Here is a 15,840-nt window from a genome sequence, read left to right on the forward strand (position 1 = left end):
TGCCGAAATGTCCTGGCGCACCTCCGTAGTCCGCCCATAGGTTCTGCGAGCCATCCCCTACAGAACTGGAGCACTCCCATGTCCTCGGCCTTCCCGGTCGCCCTGTCGGGCGCCCGGGCGCAGACCCTCATGTGGGCGCACGAGCACGACGTCGACCACGCGGCCCTGAACCAGCTGCGCAACATCTCCGCCCTGCCCTGGGTCGAAGGCGTCCGCGTGATGCCCGACGTCCACCTCGGCAAGGGCGCCACCGTCGGCTCCGTCATCGCCATGCGCGACGCCGTGTCGCCCAACGCCGTCGGCGTCGACATCGGCTGCGGCATGATCGGCGTCCGCACCTCGCTCACCGCCGCCGACCTGCCCGACGACCTCTCCCGCCTCCGCAAGCGGATCGAGGCCGCCATCCCGGTCGGCTTCCACTCGCACGACGAGCAGGTGGACCTGCGCCGGCTGCGGCCCGTCAAGGGCTCTGGTGGACAGGAGCGGCTCCGAGGCGAGCAGGCGTTCTGGGAGCGGTTCGAGACGCTGAACCCCAAGGTTCGCCAGCTCGAGACCCGGGCGCGCAAGCAGCTCGGCTCGCTCGGTGGCGGCAACCACTTCGTCGAGGTCTGCCTGGACCAGGACGACCAGGTCTGGCTCCAGCTCCACTCCGGCTCGCGGAACATCGGCAAGGAGCTCGCCGAGCACCACGTCCGCATCGCCAAGGACCTGGAGCACAACAAGGGCCTCGTGGACCGCGAGCTCGCCGTGTTCCTCGGCGGCACGCCCGAGATGGACGCGTACCTCAACGAGCTCTGGTGGGCGCAGGAGTACGCGGCCAGGTCGCGTGCGGTCATGATGGCCCTGGCCGTCCAGGCGGTCCGCGACGAGTTCGCGGCGATGTCCGACGGCGGTCGCGAGCTCACCTTCGACGAGGGCGTGAACGTGCACCACAACTACGTGGCGCGCGAGCAGGTCGACGGCGCGGAGCTGATCGTCACCCGCAAGGGCGCGATCCGGGCCGGTCAGGGCGACCTGGGCCTGATCCCCGGGTCGATGGGCACCGGCTCCTACGTCGTACGCGGCCTGGGCAACCCGAAGTCCTACTGGTCGGCGTCGCACGGCGCGGGCCGGCGGATGTCGCGGACCAGGGCCAAGAAGGAGTTCACCCTGGACGACCTCGCGGCCCAGACGGCGGGCGTCGAGTGCCGCAAGGACCACGGGGTGCTCGACGAGATCCCGGGCGCCTACAAGGACCTCGACGCCGTGATCGCCGCGCAGTCCGACCTCGTCGAGGTCGTGGCACGGCTGCGCACGGTGCTCTGCGTCAAGGGCTGAGCGCCGCTCACGGCGCTGCGGCGGCGGCCATCGTGATCCCGGGAGTCCGGGTCGCGGTGGCCGCCTCTCGCGTCCGGGGCCACAGTGGAGTCCAGGTGCGGGAGGTGACCGACGTGGACGAACGTGAACCGCAGCAGGACGGCGGCGCCGCCGAGAACCACGACGTGCGGTCCCTGCCCAAGCGGCGCCGCCGGACCCTGATCGCCCTGGGCCTGCTGCGGGCGTTCGCGACGTCGGCGCTCCTGGTGGCGCTCTACTACGTCCTGCCGCTCGACCGGTTCTCGGTCCCGTCACTGGCGCTGGTCCTGGCCGTCGGTCTCGCCGTGCTCGGGGCAACGTCGTACTGGGAGGTCCGCGCGATCGTCCGGTCCCGGTTCCCGGGCATGCGGGCGGTCCAGGCCCTCGCGACGCTGGTCCCGTTCTTCCTGCTCCTGTTCTCCTCGACCTATTTCACGCTCAGTGATCGCGAGCCCGCGACGTTCAGCGAGACCCTCAGCCGGACCGACGCCCTCTACTTCACGATCTCGACGTTCGCGACCGTCGGCTTCGGGGACATCGTGGCGCGGACGGACGCCGTCCGGCTGCTCGTCTCCGGGCAGATCCTGCTGGACCTGATCATCCTCGGCCTGGGCATCCGGGTGCTCCTCGGCGCGGTGCAGCGGGGGCGGTCGGGCGGGGGCTGACCGACCCCCGGGTGCCACGGCCGGGTCGACCGGGAGTGGAACCGCGGGCCATGCCTCTGGCACCCTGTGCGCGGTGAGCACCACCCCGGGCGAAGATCTCGCCCGCTTCCGCCCGGCAGCGCAGCCGGAGGCGCCGGCCGTCCCGGCGCGGGTCCGTGGGCTGGTGGTCGTCGTCTGGGTCGTGCTGCTCGCGCACCTGGCGGCCACGTTCATCTGGGCGGCGCCGGGTTACCTGACCGGCCGGCCCGCCAGCGAGCGCAGCACCGGCGTGCCCGCGGCCGGTGCGCACGACGTGCTGGCGGGCTACATGACGCCGGTCTTCGCGCAGAACTGGTCCCTCTTCGCTCCCTCGCCGGTGCACGTCGAGTACTCCCTGCGCGTGCGGGGCGTCTACGCCGACGGGCCCGACGGCGACCTGGTGCCCGGGCCCTGGATCGACGCGACGGCGGTCGAGGTCCGCGCGCTGACCGGGCACGTGCTCCCGGCGGCGACCGAGCGCCCGTCGCGCCGGCTGGCGACGGATCTGCGCACGGCCTTTCTGACACTGCCCGCCGACGGGCGGGCGGTGCTGCTGGTCTCGCCGGTCGCGGCCGGCCCGGCGGCGGACGGCGGTTCGGGCGGCTCCGCGGCCGACGCCGCCCCCTGGGCTGACCTGCGCGCGGAGCTGCTCGACGCCGGGGGCACGCCCGACGTCGTCGACGACTACCTGGGCAACGACCGCGCCGCGGCCGCGTATGCGACGCAGGTGCTGCGGGCCGCCGGCGACGAGGCCGGGCCGGCCGGTGCCGGGCCTGCCGGTGCTGGGGCGGAGACCCCTGCCGCGCCCGTCCTCGTGCAGGCAAGCATCCTGCGGCAGGAGGTCGCGCCGCAGGGGAGCGGTGCGCGGCCCGCGCCGTCCGAGCTCGTGCTCGGCGCGCGCCCGCCCGTCGTCGTGCCCGGCCAGGACGACGCGGCGTTCCGGCGGACGTGGGCGGCGCTACGGGGCGACGTGGAGCCCGCCCCGTGACCCGCCCGCCCGACCTGGCCCGCCTGCCCGACCTGGCCCGCCTGCTCGACGCCGGCGTCCGCTGGATGACCCTGCGCGCCCACGCGACCTACGGCGTCGCCCTGATGCGGATCGTCCTGGGTCTCGGTATCGCCGGGTACGTCGCGGTGAACTTCCCGGACCGGCAGGCGTTGTGGGGCAGCGGCGCCCGCTGGGCCGTGCCGCTCGGCGCCCACGCCCTGGCAGCGGGCCCGCTGCTCACCGCCGGCTGCGTGGCCCTGTTCCTGGTGGCGGTGCTCGTGGCCCTCGGCTGGCGCGCCCGGGTCCTGGTTCCGGTGCTCCTGCTGGGCTGGTGGGGCCTGACCGCGATCAACCCCCTGGTCGCCGACCAGGGCGACAACATCTCGCGGATCCTGCTGGTCTACCTGTGCTTCGCGGACTCCTCCGCCCGCCTGTCCCTGGACGTCCGCCGCCGGCGGAGCCGACCCGGCCGGATGCAGCTCCGCAACCTGCTGCACAACGCTGCAGTGCTGGCCGTGGGCGTGCAGATCTGCCTGGTCTACGTGCTCTCGGGGCTGTTCAAGCTCCAGGGATCCGAGTGGCGCGACGGCTCGGCGGTGTACTACCCGCTCTCGCTGCCGCAGTTCCGGCCGTGGCCCGGGCTGGCGGACCTCATCGCCGGGCACGGCTGGCTCGTGGCCGTCGTGACCTGGGGGACGCTCGCGCTGCAGCTCGCGTTCCCGCTCCTGCTGCTGCAGCGGCACCTGCGGCTGGCCGCCGTCGGCGGCGCGCTCCTCATGCACGCCGGCATCGGCGTCGTCATGGGCCTGCCGTTCTTCTCGCTCTTCATGATGGCGGGCGACTGCGTCTTCGTCCGTCCGCGCCGGCCCAGAACGCACTGAGCACAGCAGTTGCTGCCAGAACGGGCCGCGTTCTGGCAGCAACTGCTGTGCTCAACGCCGGTCGACCGGAAGCCGCCGTCCAGCGGGGGGGGTTAGCCCACCTGGTGGAGCCAGCGGACCGGGGCGCCCAGGCCGGCGTAGCGGAACGGCTCGAGCTCGTCGTCCCAGGCGGCGCCCAGGGCGAGATCGAGCGCGTCGCGCATGGCGCGGGGGTCGGCGAGCTCCAGGGCGGCACGCACCCGGTCCTCCGGCACCACGACGTTGCCGTGCACGTCGGTCATGGCGTGGAAGATGCCGAGGTCGGGCGTGTGCGACCAGCGGGCGCCGTCGGCCCCGTTGCTCGCGTCCTCGGTGACCTCGTACCGCAGGTGGGACCACCCGCGCAGGGCGGACGCCAGCTTGGCGCCCGTGCCCTGCGGACCCTGCCACGAGTACTCGGCGCGGTACAGGCTGCGCCCAGCAGGCTGCGCGGTCCAGTCCATGGAAACGCGCACGCCAAGGACGTTCCCCGCGGCCCACTCGATGTGGGGACACAGGGCACGAGGTGCGGAATGCACAAAAAGCACACCCCGCGTGATGACACCGGCCATGTCTTCCTCCCTGGATCGAGGTACGTCTTCCCCTACGTCCTCACCAGGGCGGTGACGCTGTGGTCGGCTGCACAGCGGTGCTTCGGACCACATCCTGCCCGATCCATCCGCGACATGCGAGGCGAAACGGTGCGCATGCTGTCGAAAGAATCACTTCGTACGACGAGTTCGTGCGGCACATTCTTGCCTAAAGGGACGTACCGCCACTAGTACCCGGACGAATCTCCTGATGACTCATCCCACATGAGCGATATGTACTAAATGGAGCACGGGCCCCTCACAGGCGCGCGCGGAGCTCCCGCATCGCGGCCCGGCGGGTCTCCTTCTGCAGGCGGTCCAGGTAGACCATGCCGTCCAGGTGGTCCGTCTCGTGCTGGAGGCAGCGCGCCATGATGCCGGTGCCCTCGACCGTGATCGGCTTGCCGTCCAGGTCGATGCCCTCGACCCGCGCGTAGTTCGCGCGCACGGTCGGGTACCAGAGCCCGGGCACGGACAGGCAGCCCTCGCCGCCGTCCTGCAGCTCCTCGCCGAGCTCGACGATGCGCGGGTTGATGACGTAGCCGATCTCGCCCTCGATGTTCCACGAGAAGGCTCGCAGCGAGACACCGATCTGGTTGGCGGCCAGCCCGGCGCGCCCCTCGTCGTCGACGGTCTCGACCAGGTCGGCGATGAGCCCGCGTACGCGGTCGTCGATCGTCGTCACGGTGTCGCACGGGGTGCGCAGCACAGGGTCGGGAACCACTCGGATCTCACGCATTGCCATGGTGACATTCTCCCATGTCAGGAGGAGGGGAGCCGCGAGGCACCCCGACACGTCAGACGCTCAGGTCACCGGGGTGACCTGAGCGTCTGACACGGACCTCAGTGGCTCTGGATGACCAGCGCGACGTTGTGGCCGCCGAACCCGAACGAGTTGTTGATCGCGGCGATGTCGCCGCCCGGCAGCTTGGCCGGCTCGTCGCGCACGAGCGGCACCTGCAGCTCGGGGTCGGGGTTCTCGACGTTGATCGTCGGCGGGGCCAGGCGCTCGGCCACGGCCTTGACCGCGAAGACCGACTCGATGGCACCGGCGCCGCCGAGCAGGTGGCCGGTCATCGACTTGGTCGCCGAGAGCTGCACGTGGTCGGCGTCCGACCCGAAGAGCTTGCGGATCGAGGCGGTCTCGGTGAGGTCGCCCACCTTGGTCGACGTGGCGTGCGCGTTGACGTGCACGACGTCGGAGGTGGTGACGCCCGCGTCCTCCATGGCGAAGCGCATGGCGGTCACCTGGCCGGTGCCCTCGGGGTCCGGGGACGTGATGTGGTACGCGTCGGACGACAGGCCCACGCCGCCGACCTTGGCGTAGACGCGGGCGCCGCGCGCGGCGGCGTGCTCCGCGCTCTCCAGCACCAGGACCGCCGCGCCCTCGCCGAGGACGAAACCGTCGCGGTCGATGTCGTACGGGCGGGAGGCGTGCTGCGGGTCGTCGTTGCGCAGCGAGAGCGTGCGCGACGCCGCGAACGCGGCGAGCGGCATCGGGTGGATCGACGCCTCGGTACCGCCGGCGACGACGACGTCGGCGCGGCCGGAGCGGATCATCTCGGCGGCGTAGCCGACCGCCTCGGCGCCGGAGGCGCACGCCGAGACCAGCGCGTGCGTGCCGGCGCGGGCACCGAGCTCGAGCGACACGTAGGCCGTCGGCGAGTTCGGCATGAGCATGGGCACGGTCATGGGCAGCATGCGGCGGGCGCCACGCTCACGGAGCGTGTCCCAGCCGTCCAGGATGGTCTGGATGCCGCCGATGCCCGAGGAGACCACGGCGCCGAGCCGCTCGCCCGGGACCTCGGGGCTGCCCGCGTCGGCCCAGGCCTCACGGGTCGCGACGATCGCGTACTGCGCGGACGGGTCCATGCGCTTGGTCTCGGGGCGGGTCAGGACCTCGGCCGGGTCCACCTTGATGGTGGCGGCGAAGTTCACGGGGATCCCGTACTTCTCGGCCCAGTCGTTCTCGAGGGTGCGTGCCCCCGAGACGCCGGCGAGCGCGGCCTCCCACGTGGATGCCACGTCCCCGCCGATGGGGGTGGTGGCGCCGAGGCCGGTGACGACGACTTCGCGTGCGGAGGTCATGATGATGCTCCCGAGGGTGTGGGACGAATGGGGGCAGGTGCTAGTGGGTGCTGCCGGTGGGCAGCGGTGCCCGACGGCGGCGCGGGCCGGTGGATCTCAGCCGGCCGCGCGGCCGCCGTCGGGGGGCGGCTCAGTCCTGGGCGCCCTTGATGAAGCTCACGGCGTCGCCGACGGTCGCGAGGTTCTTGACCTCCTCGTCCGGGATGCGAACCCCGAACTTGTCCTCGGCGTGCGTGACGATGGTCATCATCGACAGGGAGTCGATGTCGAGGTCGTCCGTGAAGGACTTCTCGAGCAGGACGTCGGCCGTGTCGAGGCCCGTCTCCTCGGCGACGATCTCGGCGAGGCCCTCGAGGATCTCCTGGTCCGTGTTGGCCATGGGACTTCCTTATCTTTCGGTAACGGTCACCGGCGCCGTCGGGCACCGGAGTCTTGCTGGTCAGATCTTGGCGCATCCCGTGACCGGAATGCACAACGGGTCATGTCCGTGGACCGTCCTACGGCTACGGCAGCACCACGACCTGTGCGGCGTAGACGAGGCCCGCGCCGAACCCGATCTGCAGGGCCAGGTCGCCGGAGTTCGCCTGTCCCTCGGACAGGAGTCGCTCGGCGGCCAGGGGGATCGACGCGGCGGACGTGTTGCCGGTCTCGGCGATGTCCCGTGCGATCACCACGGTATCCGGCAGACCGAGCTGCTTCTTCATCTGGTCGATGATCCGCATGTTGGCCTGGTGCGGGATGAAAACCTGGATGTCCTGGGCGGTGACGCCGGCCTCGGCCATCGCCTTCTCCGCGATGGGGGCCATCTGGAAGCTCGCCCACTTGAAGACCGTCTGACCGTCCTGGCGCAGCGTGGGCCAGCCGAGCGAGGGGTCCTCGCGCAGCTCGGTCCAGGAGTGCGTCTGGCGGATCGCGGTGGCCTTGGAACCGTCCGAGCCCCACACCGTCGGGCCGATGCCCGGCGTGTCCGAGGGACCGACGATCGCGGCGCCCGCGCCGTCGCCCAGCAGGAACGAGATGGAGCGGTCGGTCGGGTCGATGATCTCGCTGAGCTTCTCGGCGCCGATCACCAGCACGTGGCGGGCGAGCCCGGCGCGGACCAGGGCGTCCGCCTGGCCGATGCCGTACGCGTAGCCGGCGCACGCGGCCGACACGTCGTAGGCCGCGGCGGGCGTCGCGCCGATGCGCTCGGCCAGGATCGCGGCCGCGGACGGCGTCATGTGCATGTGCGTGATCGTCGACAGGATGATCGCGTCGATGTCGGCACCGGTCAGGCTGGCGGCGGCCAGCGCGCGGTTCGAGGCGGCCTCCGCGAGGTCGAGCATGTCCTTGTCGGCGCCGGCCCGGCGCCGGGTGACGATGCCGGTCCGCTGGCGGATCCACTCGTCCGAGGAGTCGATGGGGCCCGCGATGTCGTCGTTCGTGACGACGAGCTCACCGCGCTCCGCGCCGATCGCCAGGATCCGCGAGAACTGGGTGGGCTGGGCCTGCTGGAGGGAGGTCACTGGTCTGCTCCGGTCGCGCTCGTGCCGCTGGAAGAAGAAGAGGGGGCCTTGCTGTGTGCAGTCCCATGGGCGGTGATCAGCTCGCGGGCCGCGTCGAGGTCGGCGGGCGACTTGACCGCCACCGTCTCGACGCCCTTCAGGCCGCGCTTGGCCAGACCCGTCAGGACGCCGCCGGGAGCGAGCTCCAGCAGGCCCGTGACGCCGCGCGCGGCGAGCTCGGTCATGATCAGGTCCCAGCGCACCGGGGCCGTGACCTGGCCCGCGAGGTTGCGCAGCACGTCGGCGCCGGTGCCGTGGCCGTGGGCGCCGCCGGTGTAGGCGGTCCCGTCCAGGTCGGCGAGGAACGGCAGCGTCGGGTCGGCGGCGTTCCAGCCCAGGGCGACTGGCTCGAACTCGGCCCGAGCGGCGTCCATGAACGGCGTGTGGAACGCGCCGGCCACCTGCAGCGGGATAACGCGGGCGCGGGTCGGCGGATTCTCCGCGAGCCTGGCCAGATTCTCCAGGGACCCTGCGGCGACGGTCTGGCCCGCGCCGTTGACGTTCGCGGGCCACAGGCCGGCGGCCTCGATCGCGGCCAGCACCTCGTCCGGGTCGCCGCCCACGACGGCGCTCATGCCCGACGGCGCCGCGGCGGCGGCCGTGGCCATCGCCCGGGCGCGGCGGGCGACCAGGCCGGCCGCGCCGTCGTCCGTCAGGGCGCCCGCGACCGCCGCGGCGGACAGCTCGCCGACCGAGTGGCCCGCGGTGACGTCGACGACGTCCGCGGCGGCGCGGCCGTCGAGCAGGGCGCGCAGCGCGAGCAGGGAGGTGGTGACGATCAGCGGCTGGGCCACGGCGGTGTCGCGGATCGTGTCCGCGTCCGACGTCGTGCCGTGCGCGACCAGGTCCAGGCCGGCGGCCTCGGAGGCTGCCGCGAGGCGTTGTTCGGTGCCGGGCAGCTCAAGCCAGTCGCTGAGCATCCCGGGGGTCTGAGAGCCCTGTCCAGGGCAGACGACGGCGAGCACGCGTCCACTCTGCCAACCCAGGCCGCTCACGGGACGTCGCGACCCGTACCAACCTGGTCGGGGGGGCTTGTCGGGAACCTACAAGGCGCTCATCTTGGGTGCAGGTTAGTGACGTACGTCTCGGCGGACTCAGCCGCGGCCGAGCTGGCCCAGAGCCAGCGCCACCTGCAGCACGAACGACTCGCGCGCGTCGAGCGGGTCCCACCCGGTGATCTCCGAGACCTTGCGGAGCCGGTAGCGCACCGTGTTGGGGTGAACGTACAGATGACGGGCGGCGGCCTCCAGGGAGCGACCCGTGCCCAGGTAGGCCGAGAGGGTCTCCAGCACGGCGCCGCCGGCGTCCTGCAGCGGGGTGAAGGCCTGGGCGATCAGGGTGGCGCGGGCGGTGTAGTCGCCGGTCAGGACGCGCTCGGGCAGCAGGTCGTCGGCCATCACCGGGCGGGGCGCCTGCGGCCACGCCGGGGCGGCCGTGAGCCCGGCGAGGGCGGAGCGGGCCGAGCGGGCGGCGTCGGTCAGGCTGGGCACCTGGGTGCCGATGACGACCGGGCCGGTGCCGAACCGGGACAGGAGCGAGGCGGCGGCGGCCACGAGGTCGCCCTCGCCGCCGAGCACCAGCACGAGACGGTCGCCGTGGATGCCCACGAGCGCGTCGCCGGCGGCGCGGCGGGCCACGCGGCGGATCTCGGCGGTGCGGATCTCGTCGAGCTCCTCGGTGGCGACCCCGACCACGACCAGGGCGTTGCCCTTGCCGCTCCAGCCGAGCGCGGAGATGCGGGAGCGCAGCGAGTCGTCGCCGTCGCCGCGCACCAGGGCGTCGACCACGAGGGCCTCCAGCCGGGCGTCCCAGGCGCCGCGCCACTCGGCGGCGCGGGCGTAGACCTCGGCCGCGGAGAACGCGACCTCGCGGGAGTAGCGCAGCACGGCCTCGCGCAGGTCGCGCTCGCCGCCGGGAGCGGCGATCCGGTCGGAGTGCGTCTCGACGACGTCGACCACCACACGCACGAGCTGCAGGGTGTGCTGCAGGGAGATGGAGCGGGTCAGCTCGGTGGGGGCCGCGGCGAAGATCTCGCTCACGCCGTGCGGCGGGCGGTCCGGGTCCGTGAACCACGAGGTGAAGGCGTTGATGCCGGCCTGGGCGACGAGGCCCACGTAGGAGCGGTCCTCGGCGGGCAGCTCGCGGTACCAGTTCAGGTCCTCGTCGAGGCGGCGCATCGCGGCGGCGGTCAGCAGGCCGCTGGCCTCGCGGACGCGCTGGAGGTTCATGGGGAAGCCGGCAGGATCCAGGCCGGCGTCGGTCTCGGGTGCCTGGCCGGCGGCCTGGTCCGCGCTGCGGTCGGTGACCTGTCCGGCCTCCTGGTCGGTCTCCTGGGCACTGGCTCGAGCGGCCCGTCGCGTTGCTGGCACCCCGGCAGCATACGAGCCCGAGTTGTGGGGAGTCCACAAACGGACTTTCACGACACTGGTATTCCAGTGAGTGCGGGTGAGAAACTGTAGGGTCGAGGCATGGCCCTGATGCACCGGCTCCGTCGCCTCATCCGTCGGCCCTTGTCCGCGTCCACGGTCGGCACGCGCCGGCAGTCACCGTCGGCACCCCGGCGTGGGGACGTAGGGCACGAGGACGCGCTACGCGCGCAGCTCACCGACGATCCCAACAACGAGGAGGCGTTCGCCGCCCTGGCGGAGATCGTCCGTCGCCGCGCCGCGGAGGACCCGACGCTGGACGATCCGCTGCGGGACTCCGACGAGATCCCCGAGTCCAAGCAGCGCGAGGCCGACCTGGCGGTCTGGTCGCTCGCCGAGGAGCTGGCCGGGCACCCGCGGGGCTGGTATCCCCTGATCGAGCTCGGTCGGCTGTCGCTGGCCGACGACCCGGAGGGCGCCGTCCGCCGCCTGATCACCGCCGCCGAGCGCGACCCCGATGGGAACGCGCTGGCCGAGGGGCTCGCGATCCTGCGTGAGGCCGGGATGCCCGTGGAGGCTCTGGGCCTCGGCATCGGGCACTGGCGGGTGCGGGAGCACTCGCCGGTCGTGGGCAAGCACCTCGTGCTCGCCGCGCTGGAGGCCGGCCGGGTGTTCGAGGCCAAGCAGCACCTGCGGGCCCTGGACCTGCACCCGGACACGAGAGCGGTCAAGCCGCTGCAGCAGGAGCTCGCCAAGGCGATCGCGGCGGCGGAGCAGGCGACGCCGAGGTAGAACCCCGGACGGACGAAAGAGCTGCGGCGCACCGGTGACCCGGTGCGCCGCAGCTCTTTGTCGTCTACCTCGGGGTCAGCTGTCGCCGCCCGTGTTGCCGGACGTGCCGGCATTGACGTCGAGCAGGCTGTACTTCTCGACGGCCTTGCTGACGACGTCGGCCGGGACCTCACCACGGCGGGCGAGGACCTGCAGCGTCTTGACCACCATCGACGGCCCGTCGATGAGGAAGTAGCGTCGTGCGGCGGCCCGGGTGTCAGAGAAGCCGAAGCCGTCCGCACCGAGCACCGCGTAGTCGCCGGGGACCCACGCGCGGATCTGGTCGGGGACCAGGTGGTCGTAGTCGCTGGTGGCGACGAACGGACCCTGCGCGCCCGAGAGCTTCTCGGTCACGTACGGGGTGCGCAGCGGCGCCGACGGGTCGACGAGGGCGTCGTGCTCCGCCGCGAGGGCGTCGCGACGCAGCTCGTTCCAGCTCGTCACGGACCAGACGTCGGCCGAGACGCCCCAGTCCTCCTTGAGGAGCTGCTGGGCCTCCAGGGCCCACGGCACGCCCACGCCGGAGGCGAGGAGCTGGGCCTTGGGGCCCTCGGCGTCGGAGACAGCGATGCGGTGGATACCGCGCTTGATGCCCTCGACGTCGACGTCCTCCGGCTCGGCCGGCTGGACCATCGGCTCGTTGTACACCGTGAGGTAGTACATGACGTCCTGCGCGCGCCCGTCGGGGGTGTGGCCGTTCTCGCCCGGGCCGTACATGCGCTCGATGCCGTCGCGCACGATGTGCCGGATCTCGTACCCGTAGGCCGGGTCGTACTGCACGATCGCGGTGTTGGTGCCGGCGATGAGGGGGCTGTGGCCGTCGGCGTGCTGCAGGCCCTCACCCGTCAGGGTGGTGCGGCCCGCGGTGGCGCCGATGATGAAGCCGCGGGTGAGCTGGTCGCCGGCCGCCCAGAACTGGTCGCCCGTGCGCTGGAACCCGAACATCGAGTAGAAGATGTAGACCGGGATCATCGGCTCGCCGTGCGTGGCGTACGCCGTGCCGACCGACTGGAACGCGGCCGCGGAACCGGCCTCGTTGATGCCGGTGTGCATGATCTGGCCGGACTCGGACTCCTTGTAGCTCAGCATGAGCTCGCGGTCCACGGCGAGGTAGTTCTGGCCGAGCGTGTTGAAGATCTTGGCGCTCGGGAAGATCGAGTCCAGACCGAAGGTCCGGGCCTCGTCCGGGATGATCGGCACGATGCGGTTGCCGAAGTCCTTGGCCTTGAAGAGGTCCTTGAGCAGCCGCACGAACGACATGGTCGTGGCGACCTGCTGCGTGCCCGAACCCTTCTTCAGCAGCTCGTAGGACTTGTCCTCGGGCAGCGTCAGGGTGGTCTTCGCCGTCGTGCGGCGCTCCGGGACGAAACCACCGAGCTGACGGCGGCGCTCCAGCATGTACTGGATCTCCGGCGCGTCGGGGCCCGGGTGGTAGTACGGCGGCAGGTACGGGTCGGCCTCGAGCTCGGCGTCCGAGATCGGGATGCGCAGCGAGTCGCGCAGCGTCTTGAGGTCGTCGCCCTTGAGCTTCTTCATCTGGTGCGTCGCGTTGCGGCCGGCGAAGCCGGCGCCCAGGCCGTAGCCCTTGACGGTGTGCGCCAGGATGACGGTCGGCTGGCCCGTGTGCGCGCGCGCCGCGGAGTAGGCGGCGTAGAGCTTGCGGTAGTCGTGGCCACCGCGCTTCATGTTCCAGATGTCCTCGTCCGTCATGTTCTCGACGAGGGCCTTGGTGCGCGGGTCGCGACCGAAGAAGTGCTCGCGGATGAACGCGCCGGACTCCGCACGGTAGGTCTGGTAGTCACCGTCCGGGGTCACGTTCATCAGGTTGACGAGCGCGCGGTCCTTGTCGGCGTTGAGCAGGGCGTCCCACTCGCGGCCCCACACGACCTTGATGACGTTCCAGCCGGCGCCCTTGAACTGGGCCTCCAGCTCCTGGACGATCTTGCCGTTGCCGCGGACCGGGCCGTCGAGGCGCTGCAGGTTGCAGTTGACGACGAAGGTCAGGTTGTCCAGCTGCTGCTGTGCGGCGTGCTGGATCATGCCGCGGCTCTCCGGCTCGTCCATCTCGCCGTCGCCGAGGAACGCCCAGACGTCCTGCTGGCTGGTGTCCTTGATCCCGCGGTTGTGCAGGTACTTGTTGGTCCAGGCCTGGTACACGGCCGACGCCGGGCCGAGGCCCATGCTCACGGTCGGGAACTCCCAGAAGTCCTGCATGAGGCGCGGGTGCGGGTAGGACGGCAGGCCGCCACCGGCGTGCGACTTCTCCTGGCGGAAACCGTCGAGCTGCTCCGCCGTCAGGCGGCCCTCGAGGAACCCGCGGGCGTAGACGCCGGGGGAGGCGTGGCCCTGGAAGTAGATCTGGTCGCCGCCGCCCGGGTGGTCCTTGCCGCGGAAGAAGTGGTTCAGACCCACCTCGTACAGCGTCGCGACGGACGCGTAGGAGGAGATGTGCCCGCCGACGCCGAGGCCCTCACGCTGGGCACGCGTGACCATGACGGCCGCGTTCCAGCGGATCCACGAGCGGTACCGGCGCTCCATCGCCTCGTCGCCCGGGAAGTAGGGCTCCTCGTGCACACCGATGGTGTTCACGTAGGGCGTCGCCATCGACGCGGGGATGCTCACGTTCCGCTCCCGCGCGCGGCGCAGCAGGTTGAGCATGACGTACCGGGCGCGGGGTCCGCCCTTGTCGTCGATCAGCCCGTCGAAGGACTCGACCCATTCCTCGGTCTCGGCCGGGTCGATGTCAGGTACGGCGCTGAGCAGACCGTTGATCAGCGGTCCGGTCTCGTCAAACGAAGCCACCAGCTACCTCTCTCGGTGTCGCGCGGCGCGGTCGCGGTTCGCGCTCCTCGCCGCCTCGTCAGAACCCGTCGCGTCGGCAGCGTCGCCACAGCTGGGGTTGCGGCTGTGCACGCCCACGCACAGGTGGTCCTATCTATTCTGTCCCCTCACAGCCTCCGCCCACACCATAGGGCGGTCAAGACTGCGTGATCTGCGTTACGTCTGTGCCGGTTCGCACCGTTATTGATACGCGGTATCGCAATGTTGAGACTGAGTGCATGACTTGCCCGTTGCCCGGGACTCATCGATTCATCAAAAAGACACCACACGTCCTGGCTGCGAGGCATGGCGGGGGTCCGTGCACTACCTTTGGCGACGGAGGGCCCGACGCAGGGCCGACAGAAGAAGACGGAGACGACCCGGCAGGTACTGCCGGACAGAGAAGGGAACGATCAACCAAGTGAGCACGGACACCCAGGGCGCGGGGCGCCTCGGCTTCGAGGCCGGCCAGGTCGTGCAGGAGTTCGGCTGGGGAGACGACGTCGACGAAGCGCTCCGGTCCGACATCGAGCAGATCATCGGCAGCGAGCTGGAGGACGAGGACTTCGGTGACGTCACCGACGGCGTCATCCTCTGGTGGCGGGACGACGACGGCGACCTCACCGACGCGCTCGTCGACGTGCAGACCGTCCTGGACGACGGCGGCCTGATCTGGATCTTCACGCCCAAGCCCGGCCGCGACGGCGAGGTCGGCCACGGCGACATCCAGGAGGCGGCAACCACCGCCGGCCTGCAGACCACCAGCACGTTCGCGATCGCGGACGACTGGTCGGCCACCAAGCTCGGCTACCGGGGCCGTGGCAAGTAGCAGCTCATGACCGAGTCCTCCGGAGCGCGGGCCGCTGCCGAGGTGACGCTGAAGCCGGGTGACCCCGCACCCGACTTCACGCTCCCCGACACGCACGGCACGCCGACCACGCTGTCCGACCTGCGCGGCACGCCGGTGCTCGTGGTCTTCGTGCCGTTCGCCTTCTCGGGCACCTGCACGGGCGAGCTGTGCGAGCTGCGCGACAACATCGAGGACTTCGAGACCGCCGGTGTGCGGTTGCTCGTGATCTCGACGGACGCCGTGTTCACGCTCAAGGCGTGGCAGGCGGCGGAGGGCTACCAGTTCGACCTGCTGTCGGACTTCTGGCCGCACGGCGAGGTCGCGCGCGACTACGGCGTGTTCGACGAGGGCTCGGGCATCGCGCTGCGGGGCTCGTTCCTCGTCGACGCCGACGGGATCGTGCGGTGGTGCGTCGTCAACCCGCGCGGGCAGGCGCGTGACCTGGAGGACTACCGGCGGGCGGTCGCGGAGGTCTGACCCTGCACTGATCCACGCAGGTCGAAAATCTGGCCGGGTTTCGGGTGCCGGGCAGGTATTGTTGGCCGCTGCTGGTGCATGCTGCTGAGGCAGCACTGCCGGGGCTCGTAGCTCAGTTGGTTAGAGCGCCACGTTTACACCGTGGATGTCGGGGGTTCGAATCCCTCCGGGCCCACCTTCTACTAGTTCTCGGCGTGTGAGCTGTGGCGACGACGGTGTCACCTCGCTGGACCGCCTGCCCGTGCGGGCCATTGGCCCAAGGTGGTCGAACGTAGGGGTGGGGGGGGGGGGGGGGGGGGGGGGGGGGGGCGCCCCCGGGGGGGGGGGGGGGGCGCCCGGGGGGGGCCCCCGGGGGGAGGGGCGGCCACC

Annotated in this window: 15 protein-coding genes and 1 tRNA gene; 8 read left to right on the top strand and 8 right to left on the bottom strand. The window is 71.6% G+C overall.

Features of this window, described 5'->3' with window-relative positions; genetic code table 11:
- Positions 1–78 precede the first annotated feature (78 nt).
- The 4 genes from ACH47X_RS07765 (at position 79) to ACH47X_RS07780 (ending at position 3,887) form a co-directional block, all read left to right on the top strand.
- The gene (locus ACH47X_RS07765) at positions 79–1,317 is read left to right on the top strand and encodes an RtcB family protein (RefSeq protein WP_397402996.1); all 1,239 of its coding nucleotides are present in this window, start codon (positions 79–81) and stop codon (positions 1,315–1,317) included.
- Between the two features lie 113 nt (positions 1,318–1,430).
- Positions 1,431–2,000, top strand: a complete 570-nt coding sequence (locus ACH47X_RS07770) for a potassium channel family protein (protein WP_397402998.1) — start codon at positions 1,431–1,433, stop codon at positions 1,998–2,000.
- 73 nt (positions 2,001–2,073) lie between these two features.
- Complete coding sequence (locus tag ACH47X_RS07775; protein WP_397403000.1) at positions 2,074–3,006, top strand: DUF5819 family protein; 933 nt, start codon at positions 2,074–2,076, stop codon at positions 3,004–3,006.
- A complete protein-coding gene (locus ACH47X_RS07780) occupies positions 3,003–3,887 on the top strand; it encodes an HTTM domain-containing protein (RefSeq protein ID WP_397403002.1) in 885 nt (294 codons plus the stop codon). The genes ACH47X_RS07775 and ACH47X_RS07780 overlap by 4 nt, the downstream gene beginning before the upstream one ends.
- A 92-nt stretch (positions 3,888–3,979) precedes the next feature.
- On the opposite strand, the gene ACH47X_RS07785 is transcribed toward ACH47X_RS07780, so the two are convergent.
- The 7 genes from ACH47X_RS07785 to ACH47X_RS07815 form a co-directional block, all read right to left on the bottom strand.
- On the bottom strand, positions 3,980–4,477 hold the full coding sequence (locus ACH47X_RS07785) for a DUF3145 domain-containing protein (protein WP_026365457.1): 498 nt from the start codon (positions 4,475–4,477) through the stop codon (positions 3,980–3,982).
- A gap of 277 nt (positions 4,478–4,754) precedes the next feature.
- Positions 4,755–5,240 carry a peptide deformylase gene (gene def, locus ACH47X_RS07790; protein WP_397403004.1) on the bottom strand — a complete coding sequence of 162 codons (486 nt, stop codon included), beginning with the start codon at positions 5,238–5,240 and terminating at the stop codon, positions 4,755–4,757.
- 98 nt (positions 5,241–5,338) lie between these two features.
- Positions 5,339–6,583 carry a beta-ketoacyl-ACP synthase II gene (gene fabF / locus ACH47X_RS07795; RefSeq protein WP_397403006.1) on the bottom strand — a complete coding sequence of 415 codons (1,245 nt, stop codon included), beginning with the start codon at positions 6,581–6,583 and terminating at the stop codon, positions 5,339–5,341.
- A 130-nt stretch (positions 6,584–6,713) separates the two neighbouring features.
- Complete coding sequence (locus ACH47X_RS07800; RefSeq protein WP_020014121.1) at positions 6,714–6,962, bottom strand: acyl carrier protein; 249 nt, start codon at positions 6,960–6,962, stop codon at positions 6,714–6,716.
- 124 nt (positions 6,963–7,086) lie between these two features.
- A complete protein-coding gene (locus tag ACH47X_RS07805; RefSeq protein WP_397403008.1) occupies positions 7,087–8,088 on the bottom strand; it encodes a beta-ketoacyl-ACP synthase III in 1,002 nt (333 codons plus the stop codon).
- Positions 8,085–9,092: an ACP S-malonyltransferase gene (locus ACH47X_RS07810; RefSeq protein WP_397403010.1), complete on the bottom strand. Its 1,008-nt coding sequence runs from the start codon at positions 9,090–9,092 to the stop codon at positions 8,085–8,087. The genes ACH47X_RS07805 and ACH47X_RS07810 overlap by 4 nt, the downstream gene beginning before the upstream one ends.
- A gap of 129 nt (positions 9,093–9,221) precedes the next feature.
- Positions 9,222–10,496 (bottom strand): PucR family transcriptional regulator, encoded by a 1,275-nt coding sequence (locus ACH47X_RS07815; RefSeq protein ID WP_397403012.1) that lies wholly within the window; start codon positions 10,494–10,496, stop codon positions 9,222–9,224.
- A gap of 99 nt (positions 10,497–10,595) precedes the next feature.
- Between ACH47X_RS07815 and ACH47X_RS07820 the strand changes: the two genes are divergently transcribed.
- A complete protein-coding gene (locus ACH47X_RS07820; RefSeq protein ID WP_397403014.1) occupies positions 10,596–11,285 on the top strand; it encodes a hypothetical protein in 690 nt (229 codons plus the stop codon).
- A gap of 75 nt (positions 11,286–11,360) precedes the next feature.
- On the opposite strand, the gene aceE is transcribed toward ACH47X_RS07820, so the two are convergent.
- Positions 11,361–14,126, bottom strand: coding sequence for a pyruvate dehydrogenase (acetyl-transferring), homodimeric type (gene aceE, locus ACH47X_RS07825; protein WP_036967909.1), 2,766 nt, complete (start codon positions 14,124–14,126; stop codon positions 11,361–11,363).
- 439 nt (positions 14,127–14,565) lie between these two features.
- On the opposite strand from aceE, the gene ACH47X_RS07830 reads away from it, so the two are divergent.
- The 3 genes from ACH47X_RS07830 to ACH47X_RS07840 all read left to right on the top strand — a co-directional run bounded on the left by ACH47X_RS07830 (position 14,566) and on the right by ACH47X_RS07840 (position 15,646).
- The gene (locus tag ACH47X_RS07830; RefSeq protein ID WP_020014127.1) at positions 14,566–14,973 is read left to right on the top strand and encodes a DUF3052 domain-containing protein; all 408 of its coding nucleotides are present in this window, start codon (positions 14,566–14,568) and stop codon (positions 14,971–14,973) included.
- A gap of 6 nt (positions 14,974–14,979) precedes the next feature.
- Positions 14,980–15,471, top strand: a complete 492-nt coding sequence (locus ACH47X_RS07835; protein WP_397403017.1) for a peroxiredoxin — start codon at positions 14,980–14,982, stop codon at positions 15,469–15,471.
- 101 nt (positions 15,472–15,572) lie between these two features.
- Positions 15,573–15,646: transfer RNA gene (locus ACH47X_RS07840), tRNA-Val, on the top strand.
- Positions 15,647–15,840: the final 194 nt, after the last annotated feature.

Origin of the sequence: Promicromonospora kroppenstedtii, from assembly GCF_044389675.1 — a bacterium.
In the GTDB taxonomy this organism is placed as follows: Bacteria; Actinomycetota; Actinomycetes; order Actinomycetales; family Cellulomonadaceae; genus Promicromonospora; species Promicromonospora kroppenstedtii.

Bases quoted from the DNA above. Each gene is read 5' to 3' on its own strand.
- ACH47X_RS07765 (WP_397402996.1), top strand. From the start codon at position 79: ATGTCCTCGGCCTTCCCGGTCGCCCTGTCGGGCGCCCGGGCGCAGACC.
- ACH47X_RS07785 (WP_026365457.1), bottom strand. From the start codon at position 4,477: ATGGCCGGTGTCATCACGCGGGGTGTGCTTTTTGTGCATTCCGCACCT.
- def (WP_397403004.1), bottom strand. From the start codon at position 5,240: ATGGCAATGCGTGAGATCCGAGTGGTTCCCGACCCTGTGCTGCGCACC.
- fabF (WP_397403006.1), bottom strand. From the start codon at position 6,583: ATGACCTCCGCACGCGAAGTCGTCGTCACCGGCCTCGGCGCCACCACC.
- ACH47X_RS07800 (WP_020014121.1), bottom strand. From the start codon at position 6,962: ATGGCCAACACGGACCAGGAGATCCTCGAGGGCCTCGCCGAGATCGTC.
- ACH47X_RS07820 (WP_397403014.1), top strand. From the start codon at position 10,596: ATGGCCCTGATGCACCGGCTCCGTCGCCTCATCCGTCGGCCCTTGTCC.
- ACH47X_RS07835 (WP_397403017.1), top strand. From the start codon at position 14,980: ATGACCGAGTCCTCCGGAGCGCGGGCCGCTGCCGAGGTGACGCTGAAG.